Here is a 24,320-nt window from a genome sequence, read left to right as displayed (position 1 = left end):
AATCCAATAAGCGACTTTCAATGAACAATATATAGATCGAAATGGTCTAGTTCGTCTATATATTGCACTTTGGAGCGACTGGAATCGAATTTTGCAAAATCCTAAACTGAAAGGATGGATACAGTATGGGGTTCTTCAGAAATCAATTTGCAAATGTTGTAGAATGGGAAGAATTTAGAGATGATATGATTTTCTGGAAGTGGAGCAACCGTGAAATTAAAAAAGGCAGTAAATTAATCATCCGCTCCGGTCAAGATGCGATTTTTGTAAATAACGGCAAAATAGAGGGTATTTTCGAGAATGAAGGGTCGTATAACATGGACTCTGATATTATTCCATTTCTATCCACACTAAAAGGGTTTAAATTTGGTTTTAACAGTGGCATGAGGGTAGAGGTCTTATTCGTTAATACGAAGGAATTTACGGTCAAATGGGGGACGCAGAATCCAGTGCTGATCCCGACCCCCCAGCTGCCAGGTGGTATGCCGATTCGTGCCAATGGCACATTTAGTTTTAAAGTGAACGATTATGTTACGCTCATCGATAAGATTGCCGGAGTGAAGGACAGTTATCTAGTTGAGGATGTGAAAATACGGATTACTTCGGTGTTGGATCAGTTATTGATGAAGTGGATTAGCAGAGAAGGAAAGGACATGTTCAATCTGCAGGCGAATGCTTCTGACATTTCAAAAGGTATTCAAGAAGATCTGGATATGCAAGTGATGGACAACGGTATGACGATTACTGGCTTTCATGTGATGAGCTTCAATTATCCTCAAGAAATCCAAGATATGATCACGAAGACAGCCTCTCATGAAATGATCGGTAATCTGCAAAAGTACCAACAAGTGACGATGACGGACGGGATTGCATCGGGTAATGTAAAAGGCGGCGGTGCTGCTTCGGATATGGCGAGTATGATGATGGGGATGAATATAGCAAATGAAATGATGAAAAATTTGAACCCGAACCCAAAGCCTTCGGCTGAGACTCAGCCTACACCTGCTGCCCCCGCTCCATCTGGAGACGGTAATAAGCCCAATTTTTGTCCGAATTGCGGTACAAAAAACGAAGGAGCTAACTTCTGTCCGAATTGTGGACAAAAATTGAACGGATAACATAGCTACGGTCAAACTTCTTTATTTCAGAAAAGTTCCGACTGGGTCAAGTAATCCTGTAAGCCAAAAGGCAGTTATCGCAGAGTATCTTCTGTGATGGCTGCTTTTTTATGTAGTTCGTTCAAGTATTTTCTTCATAAATCCGATTTATTGGATTGAAAAAGGTACTCAGGATAAGGTACTATAGCTATATAGTATGTATTTATATTAACTAATTAGTTATTACATTAATAAACTATGGGTATAGGAGCAACGAAGATGACCAAATTCCAAGATCAAATCATTGCGCGTTACAAGTTTGATGATGCAGAGAACGTCGGCAAAGATAGCTCAGGGCAAGGTAACGATGGGGTTGCTTCAGGCACAGTAACACCTACGATTTCCCATGCTACCGGTAGAGCAGCTTTGACGCTTGAGGGTGGCCCCAACGGTACATCGTATATCCAGCTTCCTTCCGATCTATTCAAAGATGTAAGCGATAACACCGGTGTGACGGTTACTGCGTGGGTCAACTTCGGCAGATTCACAGATATGTGGGAACGTGTCTTTGACTTTGGTAAAGCCCATACAGGACCCTATATGTTCATGACACGGAATCTGCGCGGAACCCTTTTCACCGAGGCGGATTTGTCCGTAGACCCGGGAAGAGGCTTTGTCAGGGATGAGTGGATGCACATAGCCCTGTCTGTGATCGGCACGGAAGGCGGCACATTAAGTAGTGCCGGTCCGGTGATATATGTCAATGGTGAAGTGGTAGCGGATGGTTCCATCAGCCAAACTTCCAGCGGTAACTATGCCAAGCTGCGTAAATGGTTCGAAACGTTTACAGACTCGTCCAACTACAGCAACAATTTTATCGGTCGCTCCCAGCATGCGGCGGATGTAGACTTTGCCGGCTCCGTTTCAGACTTTAGAATTTATAAAGCAGGCTTGTCGGCAGATGAAGTCATTGAGGTCATGTGCGACTCGTTGACAGATGAAGAGATCGTGAAGCTTGCTAGAGATAAATATTTGTCCTTTCCAACGACGATTGTGACCAAGGACTTATCTCTGCCAACCGTTCTGATGGGCGGTAGAGTAGAAGTGACCTGGAAATCCAGCCAACCTAGTATACTCTCTGACAATGGGCAGGTGCAGGCGATTACCTCCGCACAAGGGGTTACCGTCACAGCTTTATTAACGAAGGGCTTAAGCCAGATTGAAGAAAGCTTTGAAGTATCCGTTCTTCCTGAACAGCTGCCTCCGTACACGCTGACCATTCATGGAAATAAGGAAGTACTGGATGTCAGCGAAGTGATGTACGGCTTGTTCTATGAAGATATCAATAACGCGGCAGATGGCGGGATTTATGCAGAACTCGTTCAGAATCGCTCCTTTGAATCTTTCGAGTTTGATACGTATTCCCATGCTTCCGGTGAATGCGGCTGCTCTACAGGACGGAACCGCAACCCGTTGTTTGCCTGGTCTGGTGATACGGACAAGATGACTCCACAACATAGCGGTGGATTAAATGAGTTTTTAGGCGCAAAAGACAAAGAAGTGAACTCTTATTATGTGACGGTAGCGGATGGTGCAACGATTCGGAACAAGGGCTTTTCCGATTCTAACCAGAATTGTGCCATGTCCATCCAAGAGGGTGCCAAGTATGAGTTTACCATCTGGGCGAAGGCCGATTCAGCTGGCGCAATCACACTGCAACTGCAAGGCTCGAATGAAAAGGCTATTAGTGATTCGGTTACGATACAGGTGGAAGGTGGCAACAGGTGGAAGAAGTACGGCATCGATTCCAAACTTGTGCTGACAGGCTCAGCTACGGTTCTCGGGCAGCTGGCGCTTACATTTGAAGGGGACATTTCGGTTGATATGGTTTCTTTATTCCCACAAGATGTATGGGGCGCAGGAGAGGAAGCGCAATCCCCATCGGCACATGCTAACTTCCAGGGAAATCCTAACTACCGACTGAGAAAAGATTTGGTGAACGCACTGGTTGGCATGCATCCGAAGTTTTTGCGGTTTCCAGGTGGTTGTATTTCCGAGGGTTCGTTTATATGGGAAAACGTATACGATTGGAAGGAATCGATTGGGGATATCGAGCTGCGCAAGGAAAACTTTAATGTATGGGGCTATATGATGACCATGGGCCTTGGTTATATGGAGTATTTCCAGTTGGCAGAAGACCTGAATGCAGCACCGCTTCCGGTTATGGCCTGTGGCGTTCTCTGCCAAGCCCGTTCCGATTACGCTCATCCGGCTGGAGGCGCATTAAGAGAATACTATATTAAGAACTTTACAGATCTGATCGACTTTGCGATCAGTGTGGATTTTGAACATAATGAATGGGCTGCTATGCGTAAAAAAATGGGCCATGAAGCTCCGTTCGATCTGCGTTATTTGGGTGTGGGTAACGAGAACTGGGGCACAGAGTTCTTTGCCAACTTTGAAGTGTTCAAGACGTCGATTGATGAGTACATGGAGAAAAACTATCCGGGTTATGAACTGCATATCATCTCCACGGTTGGCGCTCAAGCAGACGACGATGCCTATCAGCAGGGCTGGAAGTTCCTGAGCGGTAATATGAAGGGCTCGGCTAAGGTTGCTTTTGCAGATGGTAACCAGGTGACGGAGGAGACTGTAACCTGGTATGAGAAGCAAAAAGACTATATGGACACCATTGCAGACGAGCATTATTATCGTTCTAACGAGTACCTGCTGAATAACGTGGACCGCTATAACTACTACTACAGAGCTTATAACGCGGACGGCAATATAAATTGGAAAGCGACATCAAAGGTTTTTGTCGGGGAGTACGCATCAACGGATAAAAATACTTTAGCAGGCGCTGTAGCAGAGGCAGCGGTGATGACGGGCTTCGAAAATAATGCCGATGTCGTTCGGTTGGCTGCCTATGCACCGCTGTTTAACAAGGTGCTGACAGATGGAACCTACAGATGGACACCAGACTGCATCTGGTTCGATGACGAAACGGTGTGGTTTACGCCGAACTACTATGTACAGCAAATGTATGCTAAATATTTGGGGAATAAAGTATTGAGCACTTCTTTCTCTACTTACAAAAACGGCAAGCCAACGGATCTCATTCCTCAGGGTGGAATTGAAATCGCGACAGGCAACGCCGAAGTTATGATTAAGCGTGTGACTGTTACTTCCAACCAGGACGGCAGTGTTTTGCTGGATCAAGACTTTACCCAGGAATTGAATTCGGCCTGGCAGGTCATTCCCGGTTCCGGGGGCTCTACAGTGGAGGAAGGCAAGGGGCTTGTCCTCAAAGCTCAGGATAGCGGTTTGAATGGTCTGTACATCTTGAACGACAGCTGGAGCAATTACAAGGTAGAGGTGGTCGCTTCCCGTATTTCCGGCACGGACGGTTTTTATGTGGGTGCGGGTCTCACGGATATTTCTGCGGAGAAAAAGGACGTTGTCGAATACGCGATCGGTTATGGCGGCAAGGCTACCGGCGTGAAGGTTTACAAGCAAGGCATAGAAGGCTACACATTGGGTGACTACTCTTCCAGTACAGCGGCAGGTAACTTGAGAGCAGCTAGCTATGAAGAGTTGGCTGACAACACGGACTACACCATAACAGTGAACTACGGCGGTGAAACGGGCAGCAATCTGATTTGCTCATACACCGACGGCGAGACAACCAGCAAAGTGCTGGACTACAAGCTGGAGGCTTACAACAGAGACGTGTTCAACTCGGTAACCCAAGATGCTGAGCATGTATACGTGAAGCTGGTGAATGCTGACAACGTAGATAAGGTAATACAGCTGAATCTACAAGATTTGAGTGTTGAGTCCATCGCTAAGCTGGTTACACTAACCGGCGATTCCTCGCTTGTTCATGTACCTAACGTGAACAAGAAGAATGACGAGAAGGTAGTGCCTACCGAACAGCAGATCACGCTTGATACGAATTCTGTCCTTTTGTACTTACCAGCTAACTCGGTGAATGTGCTGGTGCTGGATCTTAAACCTTTTCCTGCTTAAAAACAAAAAGGGGTGTCCCAAGCAGCCGTTTTATGGCTTTTGGAACACCCCTTTTTTTCTATGAATAGAGTCGGAATGTTGAGTTGATTTCCCCGAAGGGCATTACTGCGTGCTTCTGTTTACTAATTCACGCGGGTTGATGCCATCGTCTATCGTTAGCGGAGTAGGGGCTCCCGTAGCGATTCGCTCCCAAGGCACCATTTTAAAGTTCTGATTTAACTTTTTGCCGTTTTGAAGATTTTCGTCATCTTGTGCAACGAAGATACCATGAGGGAAATTCTTGCCTAATCCGTAGCCAAGAACATCAATACCGTCTGTGACAGACGTACCGTCAACGGTAGGGCTCGCGCTGATCGTAAAGTTGCTTATATATGCATTGTCGCCTTGTCGTTCATAGATCGCATAGCTGCTGTTTCCTTGACTGGAGGCCATGAGATACCCCTTGCCATCTTTACCGTAATACAATGTAAGTCCTTCTATGTCATCGTGAAGTCTGCGCCCATCTGCAATATCAACACGTCGCAGCGGCTCGGATGAACCGTCTGGCTCGGCACTATACTTCCAAATGGCGTAATCCTCTTCAGCGATGTAGATCGTACCATATTCATCATCAGCAACCATGCCCTCAGATTGCGTATCTAGCTTGAACTGGCGGACAAGCTTACCTGCAATTTTGCCACTTCCGTCATCAGTCAGCTCATATTGTTCAAATTCACCCTCTTTGCCCAACACGAGCGCGTAAAATTTATCTGTCTTGAGGCTATGGTATAAGCTGAATCCGTACACTTCTTTCATAGATGCTTTAATGGGTTTGCCAACCACGTTGGTCAGCTTTCCTGATGCACCGTCAATGGCAAAGATATCGATCGTATTGTTGGTTCGATTGGTTGCCCCTGCGATATCAATTTTTTTGCCGCCCAACGTGAAACCGTAACGAAGATCCACGTTATTCATTTTTCCGACCTTCATGTTTTGCAGTTGCTTGCCTTCCAGATCATAGACTAAAATCCCGCCGCCTTTATTGGTTGCTAAAATTCTACTTTTCTCCGGATCGACCGGGTTGAGCCAGATTGCAGGGTCGTCGGCTGCGTCTTCTCCATCTTCCACAGCTTCTGTTTCGGCAGAGGGGATTACTTTATAGGTGGGAACTGCGTCCTTAGGATCTGCATATTTGCTGTTCTCTGCTTCAAGCGCTGTAAGAAGTTTTGTAGGAAGATATACATTTCCATTCACTATTTTAATTTCCCGGTCCGCTTTTCCGGTTAGTCCAGCTAGACGATATTGCTTCTCACCCACTGTAAAGGTCCCGACAATGCCATTTTTCAGTTTGACCAAAACAGACTGGTCATCACTGTCCCATGTAATTGTCGCCCCCATTTTATCTGCCTGTGCTCGTAGTGGTGCATACCCGGATGGCTGAATGTCTGCCGCATGGGTCAGTTCTGGTGATACCAGAATCCCTGTTAAAATGGCTAATAATGCGAGTTTAGTTGACTTCATATGTATGCCCCTTTTCCGAAGTAAAAATGATATAACCGACTCAGTATAAAGCGAGAATATCAAAAGGATACAATGAAAATGTAAAAGGAATGTAAAGGCGGTGTAAGCATTCAATGGACTGGCTTCCAGTATTGTTGTCTGTAATTCTTTGGAGACATTCCGAACTTTTCTTTAAAGCATTTGGAGAAATAGCTTGCTTGGGAGAATCCTGTTTCCTCGGTAATTTGTTGGACAGACCAGTCAGTTTGCAGCAAAAGACTGCGTCCTTGATCCAGGCGATAATCCATTAAATACTCAAGCGGTGTGCGCTGGAAGGCGACCTTCATGCATCTGGCGAGATAGTTCTGATGTACGTGAAAATGGGTCTCCAAATCCTTATTGGTGATTGTATTTTTGTAATTCTGTTTTAGGTATATTTCGATCTGTTCCGCCAACTTAGAGGAGCTGTCTTTATTATTCTGATCATACTCCAAACTCTGAAAAACATTCACAAACGTCTGTTGGGCCTCCCATAGTGCCAGCTTTCTAGGTTTTAAAGTAGAGGCTAGTAAATAGTCTAATTTCGAAAATAGCTCATGCGGATTCACCACTTTTTGAATTTTGGGCAAATGAATGGTCGTATGTTCTGAATGAAAATGCAGCTCGGGAATGGGGGTGCTGGGTATAATAGGATTGGGCGAGGATTGTGCGCACCACATGCTATTGGTTTGAAAATGGAACCAGTAAAAGGAGGTTTGTTCTGTACATGCCTCAATGGGAAAATGATGTTTATCCGGTTCAAGAATGAGAGCGTAATTTTCAGTTACCTTCCACACTTCGTCCTCTTCGCCAATGTGCAGCAATCCTTCTTTAATGATTATTACGTCAAAATAACCCAGATTATACCTATTCGGGTGCCAATCCCCTTTTTGATATGTAGTAAAATTCCCCTCAATGAAATAAGGCAGCGGAGGGACAAGGAATGATAGAAAGTCTGTTTTGCTCATGGAAGCCAGCTCCTTTGTGTGTGAAATCGTATAAGTTTTAGTTAAAGATCGCGATTTTTTTTATAAATTCAGGTTGATAAAATAAGGACGTAGCAAGGGGAGCTCAGGTTAGCTTGTACGATATTATCATTACTTTATCCTTATTTTTTCAAAAATGAAAGCGTTCTATTTCCAGGAAGGGATGTTTATCCAATGAAAACGGCAAAGCCAGTTAAGCATGTCATCGTTGATGATTTATTTTGGAAAAAGTATAAGCAGGTTGTGGCGGAAGAGGTTATTCCTTATCAGTGGAAAGCATTAAATGATGAATTACCAGATACAGAACCCAGTCATGCGATTGAAAACTTTAGGATTGCAGCCGGGGAATCCAGTGGGGAGTATTATGGAACCGTTTTCCAGGACAGTGACATTGCCAAATGGCTGGAGACAGTTGCCTTTAGCTTAAGGGATCATCCGAATCCTGCGCTTGAAGAGCGGGCTGATGAAGTGATTGAATTGTTGGGAAGAGCTCAAGCTGAGGATGGGTATCTGAATACGTACTATCTGCTGAAGGAACCCAATAATCGCTGGACGAACTTAAGAGACAATCATGAGCTGTATTGTGCAGGGCATTTTATAGAAGCGGCTGTTGCTTATTATGAAACGACGGGCAAAACGAAGTTTCTTCACATTATGGAGAAATACGTAGACCTGATTCAGCAGATTTTTGGTACGGAAGAAGGGAAACGGAAAGGCTACCCGGGACATGAAGAAATTGAGTTGGCCTTGATCAAATTATACGACGTAACTGCAAAGGATCAATATCTCAAATTAGCGCAATATTTTATTGAACAGCGGGGACAGCATCCTATTTACTTTGCAGAGGAACAAGAAAAGAGAAAACATATTCTAACAGAGCCCACCTGGAATGATGATAACAACATTAATTTTGGCTTAGGCTTCGAATACCAGCAAGCACACCAACCTGTGCGGGAACAAAAAGAGGCAGTCGGCCATGCGGTGAGAGCGGTGTATTTGTATATTGCGATGGCGGACTTGGCCGCGAAAACAGGGGATGCTTCCCTGTTACAAGCCTGTGAAACGCTGTGGGATGATGTAACGAATCACAAAATGTACATCACCGCAGGGATCGGTTCTACTGTAAACGCGGAAGCGTTCACTTGCCATCACGATCTTCCCAATGACAGCATGTACTGTGAGACCTGCGCCTCTGTAGGGCTGGCCTTTTGGGCCAATCGTATGCTGCGCTTAGCGCCAGACCGGAAATATGCCGATGTGCTGGAGCGTGCGCTATACAATGGAACGATTAGTGGGATGGATCTGGACGGGAAACGGTTTTTCTACGTGAATCCGCTGGAGGTTAATCCTTTTCAAAAATCCAGAAAAGATCAAGAGCATGTAAAAACAGAACGGCAAAAATGGTTTTTCTGCGCATGCTGTCCGCCCAATTTGGCACGAATGATTGCATCGGTTGAGGACAATATGTACACCCAAACGGATGATACGTTGTATACGCATCTGTATATTGCCAGCAAGGTGAACATGACTTTATCTGGTCATGAGGTTGAGATTACACAAACTCATCATTATCCATGGGATGCGGATCTAACCTTTTCGATCCACGTAACAGAGCCGACTTCCTTCAAATGGGCACTACGGATTCCGGGTTGGTGTAAGCAGGCAGAGGTGAAGGTGAATGGGGAAACCATATCATTAGACCATCTGGAAAATGGCTATATCGAGATTCAGCGTACTTGGAAGGACGGAGATGTGGTAACTCTGCATTTGGCTATGCCAGTTGAGCGCATTCGGAGCAATCCACTTGTCTCCATGAATCAGCAGCAAATTGCTCTCCAACGCGGCCCAGTCGTGTTCTGTCTGGAAGAAGTGGATAATGGAGCGAATTTGGCAGGATTAAGATTGACGAAGGATAGCCTCATTACGGAAGAGTTTAGCGAAAACCTGCTGGGTGGCATTGTAAAGTTGACTATAGAGGGATACAGGGTAAAAAATTCGAACGCATTTTATAGCTCGGAGCCTCCTGAATTTGTTCCTCAACAAATTACCGCCATTCCTTACTACGCCTGGTGCAATCGGGCTAAAGGGGAAATGCGTGTATGGGTTTATGAATCATAATTCATTCGCATGGGGAGAGGAAAGATCATGAGTACGAGAGTTGTGAGTACGGAATCACCGGAAAAGGCAGCAAGTACCGTTCCTTTTCATCGTAAAATCAGCTATTCATTAACGGATACAGCAGGCAATCTACTATACTGTGTCATTTCCAGTTATCTATTATATTTTTATACAGATGTATTCGGTCTTTCTATCGGGATTGCCGGGACATTACTATTTATCACCCGTTTTATCGATGCCATTGATGCCCCGATTTGGGGCATCCTGATTGACCGAACCAAGTCGAAATACGGCCAGAGCAGACCCTATTTTCTATGGTTAGCTATTCCGTTCGCTGTGTTCATGGTCCTTACGTTTACGACACCCAATTGGAGTGAGTCGGGCAAAATTGCATATGCCGCCATTACGTATATCATAGCAGGTATCCTTTATACCGGAATCAGTACGCCGATTACGTCTATTCTGCCTAATCTGAGCACCAATTCTAATGAACGCGTAGTCTTGAACTCCTTCCGCATGGTCGGGGGGAATGTGGGTTTCTTCATCGCCACGACGTTTACGTTACCTTTGGTCGCTTTCTTTGGACAGGGGAATGATCAAAAAGGATTTTCCTTAACGCTCGTTTTATTTGGAATCATGGCGATTATTATGTTTTTCATAGCGTTTGCCGATTTGCGAGAAAATGCAGCAGTGAAAACGAAATCCGTTCCCATTGCTAAAAGCTTTACAGCCATCAAACGAAACTGGCCCTGGATGCTCGTTGTAGCTGCCAACTTGTGTTACTGGATTGGTTTGAATATTCGTTCAGCAACGCTAATCTTTTATCTGCAATACAATCTGGACAGTAAGGACTTAGTGCCTTTAATCAATGGACTGACCTCCTTGCAGTTGATCTCGATGGTTCTGATTCCGTTTTTCGCCAGAAAATTAAGTAAAAATGCGATTATGATTATCGGATTGATATTAGCTGCGCTGGGTCAAGTCGTGATTTTAATGGGCAGTACAGACTTAACCCTCATTATTATCGGCTGGATTATTGGTGCGTTAGGATCAGGCTTTGCATGTTCTATGCCGTTCGCGATGTTGTCAGATACAGTCGATTATGGGGAATGGAAAAATGGTATTCGGGCAAGTGGTTTCCTGACCTCCATTGGAAGCGCATTCTGTATTAAAGCAGGTAGCGGAATCGGCGGATTATTGCCAGCATGGATCATGGGCAGCACTGGTTACATCGCTGGGAAAGTTCAAACCCCTACGGCGTTGTCCGGCATTCAGTTTAGCTTTATCTGGCTGCCATTTATCGTCTTCTTGATCGGAATCATTCCTATGTTTTTTTATAAAAAATTCGAAAAGAATGAAGCTTCTATTCAACAAGATTTAATTGCAAGAAGATCATAGACATTCTTTTAACAAGGGTTTAATGATATATTAAAACATTATAATGCTGCTCCAAAACCTGTTCGCTGAGCTGAGCAGGTTTTTTTGTTTTTTTCTATTCAAATGTGAGTAAATCCATTGACAGGATTTTCTTTTGGAGTAATACTTCTATGTAGAGAAAAGTGTACAGAATCAAGAACTAGACACATCTAGCCTTGCAACTTTATACATTTTTTCGCCATGAAGGCTCTTCTGTTGAAGGGTTTTTTTCAATTTGAGAAAAAGAATGTGATGATATGAGTCAACTGAGTGTAAGGATGAGAACACATGGCTTTCTGAATAAGCACTTTTCAGGAGAGTCTATTGATTATCGACAGATTATTGCGCTGTTTATCCCGCTTCTGATTGATCAGGCTTTTATCGTGGGTCTTAATTTGGTGAACACGGCAATGATTAGCTCGTCGGGGATGGCGGCAGTTAGTGCTGTAAATATGATCGATTCTTTGAATATTTTTCTGATTAATGTGTTTGTTGCAGTGTCTACCGGGGGAACGGTTGTCGTGGCACAGTATAAGGGGAGCGGTAACGACCTCATGGTCTCTAAAGCTGCTTCCGGCACCATTTCCTCCGTTTCCTTGCTGGCCTTATGTATCAGTTTGTTTATGATCGTGTTGTACAATCCAATTTTAAGTGTTCTGTTTGGTTCGGCCTCGCCTGATGTATTAGCTAACGGTAAGGTATATCTGCTGGGAAGCTGTATGTCTTTTGTGGGGATTGCAATCGTTGAGGCAGTGTGTGGGGCGCTGAGGGGCATTGGGAAGACGAGGGCATCGCTGGCTCTTTCGCTCATCATGAACCTCTCGTATGTGCTTCTTAATGTGGTATTCATTAATGTATTGGATATGGGTGTGCTGGGCATGACGATTGCCGTCAATGTGTCCAGATATGCAGGAGCAGTATGCGCGCTGATCTATTTGGTCAGGGTAGATGATGACTTGCGTGTTCAGCTTAGAGATATGCTTTACTTTAATCTGGCTATGCTTAAAAAGATTCTGTTTATCGGGCTTCCCTTTGCAGCGGAACAGATGTTTTTTAATGGGGGCAAAATTTTAACCCAAATTTTCATTGTGAGCCTGGGGACAAATGCGTTGGCGACCAATGCCATTTGCTCATCCCTAGCTAATGTGTTCCAAATCCCTGCAAATGCTTTGGCTCTTACGATTGTAACTGTGGTCGGTCAATGCATGGGGCGTCGAAATGTCGCGGATGCCCGGAAGTTTACCAAATCGTTTATTTGGCTGTCGTCTTGTTCATTTATTGTAATGGGATTAATCCTGATGCCTTTGTTTGAGCCGATGGTGGGGCTGTTTCATCCGCCTGCCGAAATCGTAGATGACATTTTTGTTGTCATACTGATTAATACGTTGGCCCAGATTCCGCTCTGGTCCATAGCCTTTATCACACCCTCTGCGCTTAGAGCAGCAGGTGATTCGAAATTTACGTCCCTCACCTCGATGCTGTCCATGTGGTTATGTCGGGTGGTGCTTGGATATATTTTGGGCATAGTGTTCAACCTGGGGATTGTTGGAGTCTGGTTGGCTATGGATATTGAATGGGGCGTGCGGGGGATCGTCTTCCTTTGGCGCTTCCGCGGCAACAAATGGGTCCAGCATCGTTTGATCGACTGAATAGGTCCACTACCATAAAATTGACTTCTGGATGAAGGCATTTTACGGCAGTGGATTTTTTTCTATTCCTATACTTCGTTCAGGCCCCTTACTCCATCCTGATCCCTATATTGCCTAACTGCGCTCCCTGCTGCATACGGTGGAAGGCTTGCGTTGTGTCTTGTAGAGGAAATACGCTATCTATAATCGGATGGAGTGCATGGCGCTCCATAAACTGAAGCATAGCTGCGAATTCCTCGCCACTGCCCATAGAGGTGCCGATGATGCTGATTTGAGGGAAAAATATAGACCGCAGCGGAATCTCTACTCGATCTCCTGAGCTTGCGCCAAATGTAACGATCCGACCGTTCGGCTTGAGGATATCAAAATATTTATCGAATGTAGCAGGACCGATACTGTCAAGAACCAGATCCACAGTGTCTCCGTTCATACTTTCTTTCCATTCGCTATGGCTGTCGAATGCATGATTAGCGCCATGGGCGAGGGCAGCCTGACTCTTGGCTTCGCTGCGTGATGTGACGGTGACCCGTGCACCTGCCGCTAAAGCCATAAGCATGGCATACGTGGCTACACCACCGCCAATACCGGGAATGAGGACGTGCTCACCCTGCTGTAACTGGCCTCTTGTGAAGAGCGCACGATAAGCGGTCAAAGCAGACAAAGGCAGTACCCCTGCTTCTTCCCATGAAAGGTATGCTGGCTTGCTGACGGCATTTTGGACGGGGATGATAACCGATTCAGCGAATGTCCCGTCCGAAGGTCCGCCCAGAATGGCTGGAACCAAGGGAACATGATGCGTATTCTCCCATCCGATACAGGGATTGATAATTACATTGGTGCCTACCAGCGAGGTTGGGACACTAGCACCCACAGCCTCAATCACACCTGCTCCATCCGATCCGAGAATGAGTGGAGCATCGTTGGCAGCTCGATCTGCCATGAGGAATAGGTCCCGATGGTTCAAGCCTGCGGCTTTGAGTTTTACTCTCACCTTATCGTGCCCTGGCTGTCTGTCCGTAACGTCTGTATACATCAGACCCTCAGGGCCATTTTTGCTGGCATGTATCACGGCTTTCATTTTAAAACCTCCCGTGGTGCGAATTTAGATGCAATTGCATGTATATTGAATTGTACAGAGCGGCAAGCATCCGGTAAAATGAACAAAATCGAACGTGAGTATCACAAATGATCATACCAAGCAGGTGACGTATACATGGAAAGCAGTGATTTGAAAATTTTTCGGGCCGTCGCTCGCGAGGGCAGTATCACGAAGGCTGCGCAAGCCTTGAACTATGTACAGTCCAATGTGACCTCGCGGATTCAGCAGCTTGAGGCACAATTGAACGTACCGCTATTTCGCCGATCTAACCGGGGAATGGCGCTAACGCCAGCAGGAGAGAATCTGCTGGAATATGCGGATACCATACTGACCTTGCTGGACGAGGCTGAAAAGTCCACTCAATATTCAGACCAGCCTGCGGGACCTTTGCGACTGGGGTCGATTGAGACGGCGGCGGTTACGCATCTGACTTCTTTATTGACGGAATATCACGCTCAATATCCTGATGTCCATCTATCGCTTATGACAGGCAGCACCCATGATCTCGTACAAAAGGTATTGAATTACGAATTAGATGGAGCGTTCGTCTATGGCCCCGTCGATGATCCGCATATAGAGTATGTTGCAGCTTTTGAAGAGGAATTGGTGCTCATCTCGGAACCAGGGAAAAAGGACATGAACGAGCTGCTTGCCAAGCCTATGCTGTTTTTCGACGTAGGGTGCACGCATCGTACAAGAGCGGAAAGCTTTCTGAGCGAAGCGGGTGTGGATGCATATCAGGTTATGGAGTTCGGAACGTTGGAAGTCATTTTGGGTGGTGTAGCCTCTGGTCTAGGGGTGTCCATGTTACCACAATCGTCGATTGCAAAGGCAGAGGAGGCGGGAAGTATTGCTTCTCATCGTTTGCCCAAAAAATATCGCAAATTAGAGGTGTGGTTTGTTCATCGGCGGGATTCGGTTTACTCCAGTGCACTGTCAGGCTTGCTTCACTGGATGAAAAAGGATGCTATACTTAACCGGGATTAAATTGACAACAGAGGTGTATCATTTGGAGGAACATGGTGTAACGAACAATCCATCTACAGTCGTTCTGGGACCATATGCGACGACTGGCGGCTATCATCGACGAGAACCGGATAAGATGGCAGTATTATCAGAAACATACGGAGCCTCTATTTTTTTCAGAAGATGGGCGGCTTGGATGATTGACTTCATTCTTATCGTCTTTGGGTATGGAGGGCTGGTTTATTTTACAGCGAAAAAAGTATCTGAAGCGGAAACCCCAAATATGGGCATGGTAGTGATGCTTTTCCTGATTGGCTCCTTCTGCTATTATCTGTTACTGGAAGGACTTACGGGCTATACGCTGGGCAAATTTGTACTTCGAATTCAGGTCGTGAATGGAGAAGGAAGGCCGCCGGGCATTGTGAAATCGTTGATCCGCACCCTTATACAGCTGGTAGATACGAATCCTCTATTTTTTCTGGGACTGCCCGCGGGGTTATGTGTGCTGGTGACACCTCGGAAACAACGGATTGGGGATATGGCTGCGAGTACATATGTGGTTAAGGTAAGGGATTTGGGAAAGGCGGGCAGAAAGAAAACCGGGATTTTTGCAGGAGCAATCATCCTGATGACGATCATTTCGATTGTCTTTGCTGTATTTTTAATTTCTACGCTCATTACTCAAATCGTGAAGCCTGAGGTATTTACCAGTAAGGATAGCCAGTTTGCGGTTACGGCTCCGTGGAATTGGTCACGAGATAATATGATTAATGAGGAAGCGGATATTTCCATTAAAAATGAATTGACCGAAAGATATTTGATTGTATTATCTGAACCGAAAAGCGATTTTGACAGCAGTATGACTCTTCAAGAATATAAAGGAATCATTGAGGAACATTTGGTGTCAGGAATTACGGACTCTGAATTGGGGATTGCCTCCGACTTGGTGGTGAATGGATACCCAGCCATTGAGTTTACCCTAAAAGGAGAAGTAGACGGGACTCCGATCATGTATAACGTGACTACGATTGAAACGCCTTCACATTATCATCAGGTGCTTGCCTGGACCTACGCTTCCCGATACAGCAGGGCACAGCAAGAGCTACGCAAGATTAGAGACAGCTTCCGTGAAATGAACATGCTGTGAAGTGAACATGGAGCAATAACGATGAATCGAAGTTATAAGGCAGTAAGCAGAACAAGCAGACAGCTTATAGGAGCGTCTGCTTGTTGTTTTATAAGCTTCCTTTAAAAAACGAACATCAAAACGGAGTAGGCGAAATAGTAGATTTATATAGATAATTTGATCATACAATAGAGTGTCTAATCACTCGTAATCCAGCTACTTTCGCCACTTTACCTTGTGGATGGGCTGTGAATTGAATCGTCACTTCATTCTTCTGGCTCGTCACAGATAGAGGAAGCTCATAGGTGAACGTTTCGAATTTATTCATTTCCTCAGACTCCAGCTTGCCTTCCCCTAAAATCTGACCATCCGCAGTGATGTCAAAGTCACCATGAGGACGGCTCAAGTCCTTCAAATAAGTGACCGCCAATTGGACAGGCTCATCCGAAAGCACCTTCATGACAAAAGAGAACCAGCCCCCAGGCCAGGTGTCGCGATATTTGCGGTTGTAGATGGACCCCAAACCTACATGCTCTCCAGTAAAGGCATGATCCCGTTCAGGCTGCATTTCGGCAGGCTGCACAACGTCCACTGTAAGTCGTTCCAGCTCTAGCTGATACGCTAACGCGGTACGATATTCTGCTTCTGTTGCTGCCCATTCCTCCTGGGAAAAGAGATCCCAATAGACGGTATATGAACGATCATACATTTGATAAAACGGACGAAGCTTCAAGTCTCCGATATAGCCTAAGTCGGTCGTATGGAATGTATTGGGCTCGTTCCGGTCAGCAATCAGCTTCGTTGTTAATGAGTCGGCCGATCCGATCAGAACAGACGCAAGCAGACGTTCTTCGTTGGATTCCTGCTCAACAGGACCAAGGTCCCCAGCCAGCACTAGCGGCCCATACATAAAAGCAATTCGGCGTGGATTATCCGGCATTTCCTCGACTCTCACGGTCATTGGAATGTCGTACTCGATCGTATCCCCATTGTTCCATTCCCGTTCAATTACAACGTAGCTGGTAGGACAAGCCTCTGTGACGTACTCTTCCCCGTTGATTTTAATCATCATCCCTTGCTCCGCCCAATGAGGGCATCTTAGCTTGATCGCGAAGGATTTGGGCTCCTTGCTGATGACGCGCAGCGTTCCCCGTCCATTTTGCGGAAAGAGAGTGTCTTGTTTGAGCTGTACGCCCATCTCGTTCCATGTCACGGTAGAAGGGACATATTGATTGACATAGATCGTTTCTGGCGTATGAAAATAAATCGCAGTGCCGTACATGGAGTGGCTTTCCATACCGGAACCGACACAGCATGTGAAATCCTCATATTGAGAATTAAAGGACTTGTGTCCTCCCATTTCCAGCGATACAAAATAGCACACACGTCCATCTACAGGCTGCTGTGAAGCCAGGATATGATTGAACATCGCTCGTTCATAGTAGTCGGCATAGGCTGCATAGGCGTCCCACTCGAACATATGTCTTGTTAATTTCAGCATATTGTAGGTGTTACAAGTTTCACAGGTACCTTCGCCCAAGCGGTCATTCAGCTTCCCGGGTTCACCAAAATGTTCATTATAGCTATTGCCGCCGATCACGTAGGAATGCTTGTGAACAACCCGATCCCAGAAAAAGCGAGACAGGTCCGCATATTGCGGTTTTCCCGTCATTTCAAATTGCCGTGCAGCGCCAATGATTTTGGGAATTTGCGTATTGGCATGTCGCCCTGCCAGCGTATCTTGGCTATCTGCGAGATCATTGAGCACCTCTCCGTGATAAAAGCGTTCCGCAAGGCTTAAAAAGCGTTCCTCTCCTGAATGCTCCGCCAGATCGGTCAGCACCTCGTTCATACCGCCAAACTCGCAATGCAGCACCTGCTGCACCTGATCATCGTCCAGCCCTTGAAGTACATCCTCCAGCCAGTTGCCGAGTTTGATTTCTATAGACAGGGCCTTGGGATGATGCGCCAGCAGATGTGCATCACGCAAGCCCGCAAAAAGCTTGTGCATGGTATATAGCGGCACCCAGCCGCCGTTTAGATCAAAGCCCTGGGAGCGGATATCTCCGGCTTTTACTTCCTCAAAAATCTCTTTCCCACGTGGAATGCCGGAAATGTATCCGTTTCCATGACTGTCTTGGCATATTTCCAGTTCGTCGACTACATAGTTCACGCGTTCCAACAGTCTTTCGTCGCCTGTGGAGGCAAACATCAGTGCACAGCCGGACAGGTAGTGACCGAGTGTATGTCCGCTGATGCCACGCGCTTCCCAGCCTTCATAGTGAGCCGCTTTGGGCTCCAGTCCCGCATATTCACGAAAGCGCGATAATAAACGGTCGGGTTCCAAACTCAGCAGATAGGCCGTATTCAGTTCCATCGCATGTAAAAGTGGGCCGGAATCAATTCTTACTTTATGCAAGTCAAAAGCTTTAGCTTTCAAAATCATCGCTCCTTAGCTAAGATGAAAGTGTATATTTCTCCACTACATTAGCATTGCAATCGCGGTATGTCAGTAGCTTAACCATACAATGGGTGGACAAATCCGAACATGAATCTAAAGAGGCGATAACATGACCTATCTAAAAGTAAATGTAGATGCTCCGATTCAACTGATCTCGGCAGGCGAGTTTGTTAACGAGGTACCTTGGAAGCATATGAGTCGTTCCATTGAGAATTTTGAGCTGATCCTGGGCGTCCAAGAGACGGTATATATACGGGAGGAACGGGAAGATTTTGAAGTAGGCGAGGGAGATATTCTATTGCTGTACCCCGGTCGTACGCATAAAGGATACCGGGAATCGTTGCCGGGCGTGAAATTTTATTGGTTTCATTTCGATGTTCCCACGACCCCGAATGTATTATCTAATGAGGAAATGAAGCAGGAAACAAGTGTCATGGATGGGCTTTTGCAGCGACATGGTGTGATGCGTGATATCTATTTACCGCAATGTGTACAGGCAGACAACGGAGATCGGATTCATATTATCGTCAATCAGATTTTGCATGTAGCCAACTCACATTATCTTACGTATCACAGTGCAAATTATTTGTTCACCTCGCTGCTGATCGAGATATCTGAACTGGCGCTCAGCCGCTTGCTTTCCAATCCTGCCAGTTCACAGGGGAATGTGAGTTTTAACAAAATTATTGAGTGGACCCGTATTCATGCTGAAGAACCGCTGACCGTGACGGATTTAGCTCGAAAATTCAATTACAACAAGGATTATATCTCTCGTTTGTTCAAGCAAAATACAGGCATGCGTCCCCTGGAGTTCATTCATAGTATTCGTATTAACAAAGCCAAAGAGTTGATTTCCCGTACAGATATGAGCATTAAGCAGGTTGCCGAAGAGGCAGGATATACCGATGAGAAGTATTTTATGCGTTTGTTCAAAAAAAGAGCCCACATGACTCCTTCCCAATACCGGAATGCCTATCACAAAACATTTATGAACAATGTCTAGTGCATTTCCGCTTGGATAGGGAAATTTTATAGATAAAACATGGAGTAAGAGTCGGCTAAAATAAACTTGTAAGCGTTTCACCTATAGATAGAAGGGAGGAGAGACATCCACCATGATTACTAGAGAACAGATTTATTTGGATGAGAAGCTGGAGACCAAATCGGCTGTGTTTGAGTTTATTGCCCAAGAGGCTGAAAAGCTGGGTGTCACCGTCCATAGGGAGCAACTGGTGCAGGATTTGTGGGAGAGGGAAAAAGTATATTCGACAGGGCTTCAGGATCAGTTTGCCATACCTCATACGCAGAGCGAAGTGGTCACCAGACCAGCAGTCCTCGTGATCCGATTGGAACATAGCATTGACTGGGCCTCTCATGATGGCAAGCCTGTCCAGTATATTTTTAGTATTTTGGTGCCTAAAGGGTCCGTGGATGTATCCCATTTACAAATTATTTCCTCGCTCGCAACCCTGCTCTTAGAGGATTCCTTTAAAGAGGCGGTAGCGGGTGCCAATAGCAGCGGCGACGTGTATCATTTGCTGGAACAGTATACAGAAGGGTTGGTGTCATAATGAAAATTGTAAGCGTTACATCCTGTATCGCAGGGTTGGCTCATACTCCAATGGCGGCAAAAGCACTGGAAAAAGCAGCGGCACAGCTCGGTCACCATATTAAAGTGGAGCAGCAAGGCGCACTAGGCCAAGTGAACAAACTTACGGAGGAAGACATTGCAGCGGCGGATTTTGTACTGATTGCCTCGGATCAGACAGTGAAGGATGCAGAGCGTTTTGAAGATAAAAGAATCGTTCGCGTTAAAATCGGTCATGCGGTCAACAATGCGGAAGCGGTTCTTACCAAAGCGGTGGAGGCCATCTCTGCTCAAAAATAAGATTAGGAAGGCAACACGGACAATCAGCAGCGTAGATGATCTGAATGATATCCGATGAGCCTTTGAATAACAGTAGTATTCATGATGGGGGAGAACATGATGAAAAAATGGCTGAGTGAAGCTAAAAAGCATCTGATGACAGGCATTTCTTACCTGCTTCCGGTTATTATTGCAGGCTCCTTGATTGTTGCCGTGTGTAAAATTATCGGTCTGACAATGGGTGTCACTGACTTTGGTCCATATGCTGACAAAAGTGGATTTCTTCATATTTTATACTTAGTCGAAAATGTAGGCTGGCGCGGAATTGGACTGCTAAACATGGTTCTGGCTGGGTATATCGCCTATTCAATTGCCGACAAGCCTGCACTTGCTGCAGGGCTGATTGGCGGCGTGCTGGCACAGGAGACGAATGCGGGATTTTTGGGCGCTCTTGTTGCAGGTTTTTTCGCGGGGTATGTCACCCTCTGGGTGAAAAACAAAGTGAAAATCACAGGTCCGGCCGCAGGTTCTGTTCCGCTAATTATTTTGCCGCTCATTACGGTAGGCTTAACCGGGATTCTCATGTCCGTCATCCTGGGTGGGCCGTTGAGCGCGATTAATGAAGGACTGGTCAACTGGATTAAGCATATGAGTGAGAGCGGAACCAGCACCTTGGCGCTAGCCTTAATTTTGGGAGCCATGATTGGGTTCGATCTTGGGGGTCCCGTCAATAAAGCAGCCTGGATGGCGGGAAATGCGTTATTCCTGTCGGGTGTGTATTTACCCAATATTTTCGTAAACATTGCCATCTGTATTCCACCGCTAGGCTATGGAATTGCAACCCTAATTCTGAAACATCGCTTTTCCAAAACATATCGGGAAGCTGGAAAAGGCTCCGTGATCATGGGCATTATCGGAATTACGGAAGGGGCTATCCCGTTTACACTGCGTAACCCTGCCAAGCTGATTCCATTGAATATGATTGCCTGCGCAGCAGGTGCAGCATTGACGGCTTTGCTGGGCGCACATGTCATCATGCCTCCAATTGGCGGTTTGTATGGCGCCATCTCCGTAGGTACTCCGTTTGCATATCTGGCTGGAGGGGTTACAGGCGCATTAATCATTGTGGCAGGAACCTTGCTCGTCAATTTCCGTGAGGAAGAACAGCAGCAGGCTGAAACGAAAGAGGCCTCTGTTAAGAAAAATGGAGAAGACATTGAGCTTGTATTTGACTAAATATCACTAGATAAAGAATAGACAGCATGGAGGGAGAACGAGATATGAGCCGTACGAAAGTGCATGTCATACCACATACTCACTGGGATCGGGAATGGTATTTTACCACTTCCAGATCCAAAGTCTACTTGGTGAAGCATGTGAAAGAAGTATTGGATGCGTTGGAGAATGGGGACGGTTTTAAATACTATCTTTTGGATGCCCAAGGGTCCTTGCTTGACGATTATACCCGCTGGTGCCCGGAGGATGAAGAGCGCATTCGCCGTCTGGTAAGCGATAAACGCCTGATGATCGGGCCGTGGTATACGCAGACGGATCAATTGGTGATTTCCGGTGAATCGATGGTCCGTAATCTGTATTACGGTATGGAAACGGCGCAGAAATATGGTCATGCCATGAAGGTCGGTTATGTGCCGGATGCCTTCGGCCAGTCGGCGCAGATGCCGCAGATTTATCAGGAGTTCGGTATTCGGCATTTTCTATTCTGGCGCGGGGTAGCCGATAATACGAATCCTAAAACCGAGTTTTTGTGGAAGGGGTCGGATGGCAGTCAGGTGTTTGCGGTACAGATGCCGTTTGGCTACTACTATGGTGGGAATATTCCAGAGGAAGCGGGAGAACTTGAGGCGTATCTCGACAGCCAGATCGGTGCGCTGGAAGAAAAAGCGTCTACCCGCCATGTTTATTTTCCCAACGGCTTCGACCAAGCACCTATCCGCCTGAACTTGCCAGAATTGATTCGCACATTCAATGAGCTGGACCCGGAACGGGAATATGTGATGAATGAGCCGGAACGTTTCCTTGAAGAGATTGAAAAGGACAGCAACGACCTTCCTGTACTGGAAGGAGAGCTTATGGAAGCCAAGCATATGCGTATTCATAAGTCGATTTTTTCCACACGAGCTGACCTTAAGCAGCAAAATAACGAGATTGAACATTTAATCGTGAACACGCTGGAGCCTGTACTGTCGATCAGCCATGCACTTGGGCATGAATATCCACATTATATCGTGAAGGATATATGGAAGCTCTTGTTTGAAAATGCAGCCCACGACAGCATTGGTGGATGCAATAGTGATACGACGAATCGGGATGTGGCTTTTCGTTATAAACAGGCGCGGGATATCGCGGAGAATGTATTGGAGCTGCACAAGCGACTGATCGCGTCGAAGATTAAGCAGGAGGAGACTTTTGCCTTCACCATCTTTAATACGTTGCCTTACCCGCGCAAGGGAGTGACAGAAATTGATGCTTACTTGCCGGAAGGAAGCTTTGTCATTCGGGATACGAACGGTCAGCAGCTTTTGTATACGATTACCGAGAAAGTGGAACAAACAGACTACGTGCTCGGTCAGCATATTGATCTGAATCCGAGCAAAAAGGTGTACCTGCCTGAGCGTGTATTCCGTGCCAAGCTGTTGGTGGAGCTTCAGGAAGTACCTGCTATGGGGTACACACAAATTATATTTGATTTTAGTGCAACAGGGGATACAACAGCAGAACGTAGCAACGGAAAACATATTGAAAATGAATTCTATAGCATAGCCGTACAGGAGAACGGGGCATTAAGCATCACGGATAAAATTTCGGGACGTGTGTACTCAGATCAGATGGTGTTCGAGGAAAACGGAGATGATGGAGATTCCTACAACTATTCTCCACCGGAACGTGATCTTACAGTTTCTTCGCTTGGTACTGATGTGGAGACGATAACATCCAAAAGTACGGTATCCGAAGAATTGTCCCTTCGGATGAAACTGAAGGTTCCGTATGATTTAAATGAGCGTTCTGCTGCTGGGACTTCAGCTGAGTTGCCACTCCAGGCATCGGTGTCCTTGCGGAAAGGTGAACGGCTGATACGCTTCTCGGTGGATGTGGACAACCGAGTGCTGAGTCACCGTCTGCGGGTGCTATTTGATACTGGGATTGCCTCTAAGCTATCTATTGCAGATCAGCCGTTCGGAGTCATTGCCCGTCCAACTACGCTGGAGGAAGTAAAGGTATGGGAACGGGAGCAGTGGACGGAAAAGCCAATCACCATTGAAGCTATGCAAAGCTATGTTGCGTTAAATGATGGCTCCCGTGGAGTAGCCGTGATGACTGAAGGAGTAAGGGAATATGAAGTCATTGGGCATGAACATGATACAATAGCGCTGACGTTATTCCGCACTTTTGGTTATATGGGCAAGGAGAATCTGCTATACCGCCCGGGTCGTGCCTCAGGAGAAAAGATCGTAGAAACGCCAGATGCACAGCTGCTCGGTGAGCTTACATTTACGTTTGCTCTACATGTCCACGAGTCCGGGTTTGATGAGGCGGGCATTGCTCAAGCGGCCAAGGAATATTTAACACCATTGTCCAGCTACCAGCTGTCTGATTTTCTGAACGGCCGTTTAATTTTTGCCTTCCGAGACGAAGAAAGAATATTTGAGCAAAACTATAGCCTGTTATCTTTTAGCAAGGATTCCAATGTAATCTTGAGTGCATTCAAGAAAGCAGAGCATAGTGATGGTTATATCGTCCGTGTATTTAATCCTTATTTAGAGAAAAATGCGACTGCACATATCACATACAGTGAATCGGCCCACTACGAGTTGGTTTCGCTGGATGAGCGTTCCAAGGGAGAAACATTGGTTTCGTCCGATACGGAAGGTGCACAATTGCCGGAATTGCAGCATTGCAAGCTGTTAACGGTACTGGTAACCCCGGAATTGAACTAACGTGGAAGTAAAATACGGTTTATCGGAAAGGA

The 24,320-nt window shown here is 46.0% G+C and carries 16 protein-coding genes; 12 read left to right on the top strand and 4 right to left on the bottom strand.

Features of this window, described 5'->3' with window-relative positions:
• Positions 1 to 125 precede the first annotated feature (125 nt).
• Together MKX59_RS26730 and MKX59_RS26725 are read left to right on the top strand one after the other, a co-directional pair.
• Positions 126 to 1,118, top strand: coding sequence for an SPFH domain-containing protein (locus MKX59_RS26730; RefSeq protein WP_340859428.1), 993 nt, complete (start codon positions 126 to 128; stop codon positions 1,116 to 1,118).
• 258 nt (positions 1,119 to 1,376) lie between these two features.
• Positions 1,377 to 5,126: an alpha-L-arabinofuranosidase C-terminal domain-containing protein gene (locus MKX59_RS26725; RefSeq protein ID WP_340859427.1), complete on the top strand. Its 3,750-nt coding sequence runs from the start codon at positions 1,377 to 1,379 to the stop codon at positions 5,124 to 5,126.
• Positions 5,127 to 5,228: 102 nt separating this feature from the next.
• Here MKX59_RS26725 and MKX59_RS26720 read toward each other — a convergent pair whose 3' ends face one another.
• Together MKX59_RS26720 and MKX59_RS26715 are read right to left on the bottom strand one after the other, a co-directional pair.
• On the bottom strand, positions 5,229 to 6,626 hold the full coding sequence (locus tag MKX59_RS26720) for a phytase (RefSeq protein ID WP_053324393.1): 1,398 nt from the start codon (positions 6,624 to 6,626) through the stop codon (positions 5,229 to 5,231).
• A 110-nt stretch (positions 6,627 to 6,736) separates the two neighbouring features.
• Positions 6,737 to 7,612, bottom strand: coding sequence for a helix-turn-helix transcriptional regulator (locus MKX59_RS26715; protein WP_023986520.1), 876 nt, complete (start codon positions 7,610 to 7,612; stop codon positions 6,737 to 6,739).
• A 192-nt stretch (positions 7,613 to 7,804) separates the two neighbouring features.
• Between MKX59_RS26715 and MKX59_RS26710 the strand changes: the two genes are divergently transcribed.
• The 3 genes from MKX59_RS26710 (at position 7,805) to MKX59_RS26700 (ending at position 12,813) form a co-directional block, all read left to right on the top strand.
• Complete coding sequence (locus tag MKX59_RS26710) at positions 7,805 to 9,748, top strand: glycoside hydrolase family 127 protein (RefSeq protein ID WP_340859426.1); 1,944 nt, start codon at positions 7,805 to 7,807, stop codon at positions 9,746 to 9,748.
• A gap of 27 nt (positions 9,749 to 9,775) precedes the next feature.
• Positions 9,776 to 11,146 carry an MFS transporter gene (locus MKX59_RS26705; RefSeq protein WP_340859425.1) on the top strand — a complete coding sequence of 457 codons (1,371 nt, stop codon included), beginning with the start codon at positions 9,776 to 9,778 and terminating at the stop codon, positions 11,144 to 11,146.
• A gap of 275 nt (positions 11,147 to 11,421) precedes the next feature.
• Complete coding sequence (locus MKX59_RS26700; RefSeq protein ID WP_028541891.1) at positions 11,422 to 12,813, top strand: MATE family efflux transporter; 1,392 nt, start codon at positions 11,422 to 11,424, stop codon at positions 12,811 to 12,813.
• Positions 12,814 to 12,901: 88 nt separating this feature from the next.
• Here the strand turns inward: MKX59_RS26700 and MKX59_RS26695 are convergent, their stop codons facing one another.
• Positions 12,902 to 13,891 carry a zinc-binding dehydrogenase gene (locus MKX59_RS26695; RefSeq protein ID WP_340859424.1) on the bottom strand — a complete coding sequence of 330 codons (990 nt, stop codon included), beginning with the start codon at positions 13,889 to 13,891 and terminating at the stop codon, positions 12,902 to 12,904.
• 135 nt (positions 13,892 to 14,026) lie between these two features.
• Between MKX59_RS26695 and MKX59_RS26690 the strand changes: the two genes are divergently transcribed.
• Together MKX59_RS26690 and MKX59_RS26685 are read left to right on the top strand one after the other, a co-directional pair.
• Positions 14,027 to 14,899 (top strand): LysR family transcriptional regulator, encoded by an 873-nt coding sequence (locus MKX59_RS26690; protein WP_340859423.1) that lies wholly within the window; start codon positions 14,027 to 14,029, stop codon positions 14,897 to 14,899.
• Entirely contained in the window at positions 14,877 to 16,025 is a 1,149-nt protein-coding gene (locus MKX59_RS26685) for an RDD family protein (RefSeq protein ID WP_053324397.1), read from the top strand. Before MKX59_RS26690 ends, MKX59_RS26685 begins: the two co-directional genes overlap by 23 nt.
• A 160-nt stretch (positions 16,026 to 16,185) precedes the next feature.
• Here the strand turns inward: MKX59_RS26685 and MKX59_RS26680 are convergent, their stop codons facing one another.
• Positions 16,186 to 18,444, bottom strand: coding sequence for a beta-L-arabinofuranosidase domain-containing protein (locus tag MKX59_RS26680; RefSeq protein ID WP_340859422.1), 2,259 nt, complete (start codon positions 18,442 to 18,444; stop codon positions 16,186 to 16,188).
• Positions 18,445 to 18,574: 130 nt separating this feature from the next.
• Here MKX59_RS26680 and MKX59_RS26675 point away from each other — a divergent pair, with 130 nt between their 5' ends.
• From MKX59_RS26675 to mngB, 5 genes are all read left to right on the top strand, one after another.
• Positions 18,575 to 19,468: an AraC family transcriptional regulator gene (locus MKX59_RS26675; protein ID WP_068938366.1), complete on the top strand. Its 894-nt coding sequence runs from the start codon at positions 18,575 to 18,577 to the stop codon at positions 19,466 to 19,468.
• 112 nt (positions 19,469 to 19,580) lie between these two features.
• Positions 19,581 to 20,036, top strand: coding sequence for a PTS sugar transporter subunit IIA (locus tag MKX59_RS26670; protein WP_025718799.1), 456 nt, complete (start codon positions 19,581 to 19,583; stop codon positions 20,034 to 20,036).
• On the top strand, positions 20,036 to 20,353 hold the full coding sequence (locus MKX59_RS26665) for a PTS fructose transporter subunit IIB (RefSeq protein WP_023986530.1): 318 nt from the start codon (positions 20,036 to 20,038) through the stop codon (positions 20,351 to 20,353). Before MKX59_RS26670 ends, MKX59_RS26665 begins: the two co-directional genes overlap by 1 nt.
• A gap of 99 nt (positions 20,354 to 20,452) precedes the next feature.
• A complete protein-coding gene (locus MKX59_RS26660; RefSeq protein ID WP_023986531.1) occupies positions 20,453 to 21,568 on the top strand; it encodes a PTS fructose transporter subunit IIC in 1,116 nt (371 codons plus the stop codon).
• A gap of 44 nt (positions 21,569 to 21,612) precedes the next feature.
• Positions 21,613 to 24,288, top strand: a complete 2,676-nt coding sequence (gene mngB, locus MKX59_RS26655; RefSeq protein ID WP_256704515.1) for a mannosylglycerate hydrolase — start codon at positions 21,613 to 21,615, stop codon at positions 24,286 to 24,288.
• The last annotated feature ends 32 nt before the right edge of the window (positions 24,289 to 24,320 follow it).

Origin of the sequence: Paenibacillus sp. FSL R7-0340 (assembly GCF_038002205.1) — a bacterium.
GTDB classification, from domain to species: domain Bacteria; phylum Bacillota; class Bacilli; order Paenibacillales; family Paenibacillaceae; genus Paenibacillus; species Paenibacillus polymyxa_B.
This window is presented reverse-complemented; position numbering and strand designations above follow the sequence as displayed.

Bases quoted from the DNA above. Each gene is read 5' to 3' on its own strand.
- MKX59_RS26730 (WP_340859428.1), top strand. From the start codon at position 126: ATGGGGTTCTTCAGAAATCAATTTGCAAATGTTGTAGAATGGGAAGAA.
- MKX59_RS26725 (WP_340859427.1), top strand. From the start codon at position 1,377: ATGACCAAATTCCAAGATCAAATCATTGCGCGTTACAAGTTTGATGAT.
- MKX59_RS26720 (WP_053324393.1), bottom strand. From the start codon at position 6,626: ATGAAGTCAACTAAACTCGCATTATTAGCCATTTTAACAGGGATTCTG.
- MKX59_RS26715 (WP_023986520.1), bottom strand. From the start codon at position 7,612: ATGAGCAAAACAGACTTTCTATCATTCCTTGTCCCTCCGCTGCCTTAT.
- MKX59_RS26710 (WP_340859426.1), top strand. From the start codon at position 7,805: ATGAAAACGGCAAAGCCAGTTAAGCATGTCATCGTTGATGATTTATTT.
- MKX59_RS26705 (WP_340859425.1), top strand. From the start codon at position 9,776: ATGAGTACGAGAGTTGTGAGTACGGAATCACCGGAAAAGGCAGCAAGT.
- MKX59_RS26700 (WP_028541891.1), top strand. From the start codon at position 11,422: ATGAGTCAACTGAGTGTAAGGATGAGAACACATGGCTTTCTGAATAAG.
- MKX59_RS26695 (WP_340859424.1), bottom strand. From the start codon at position 13,891: ATGAAAGCCGTGATACATGCCAGCAAAAATGGCCCTGAGGGTCTGATG.
- MKX59_RS26690 (WP_340859423.1), top strand. From the start codon at position 14,027: ATGGAAAGCAGTGATTTGAAAATTTTTCGGGCCGTCGCTCGCGAGGGC.
- MKX59_RS26685 (WP_053324397.1), top strand. From the start codon at position 14,877: ATGCTATACTTAACCGGGATTAAATTGACAACAGAGGTGTATCATTTG.
- MKX59_RS26675 (WP_068938366.1), top strand. From the start codon at position 18,575: ATGACCTATCTAAAAGTAAATGTAGATGCTCCGATTCAACTGATCTCG.
- MKX59_RS26670 (WP_025718799.1), top strand. From the start codon at position 19,581: ATGATTACTAGAGAACAGATTTATTTGGATGAGAAGCTGGAGACCAAA.
- MKX59_RS26665 (WP_023986530.1), top strand. From the start codon at position 20,036: ATGAAAATTGTAAGCGTTACATCCTGTATCGCAGGGTTGGCTCATACT.
- MKX59_RS26660 (WP_023986531.1), top strand. From the start codon at position 20,453: ATGAAAAAATGGCTGAGTGAAGCTAAAAAGCATCTGATGACAGGCATT.
- mngB (WP_256704515.1), top strand. From the start codon at position 21,613: ATGAGCCGTACGAAAGTGCATGTCATACCACATACTCACTGGGATCGG.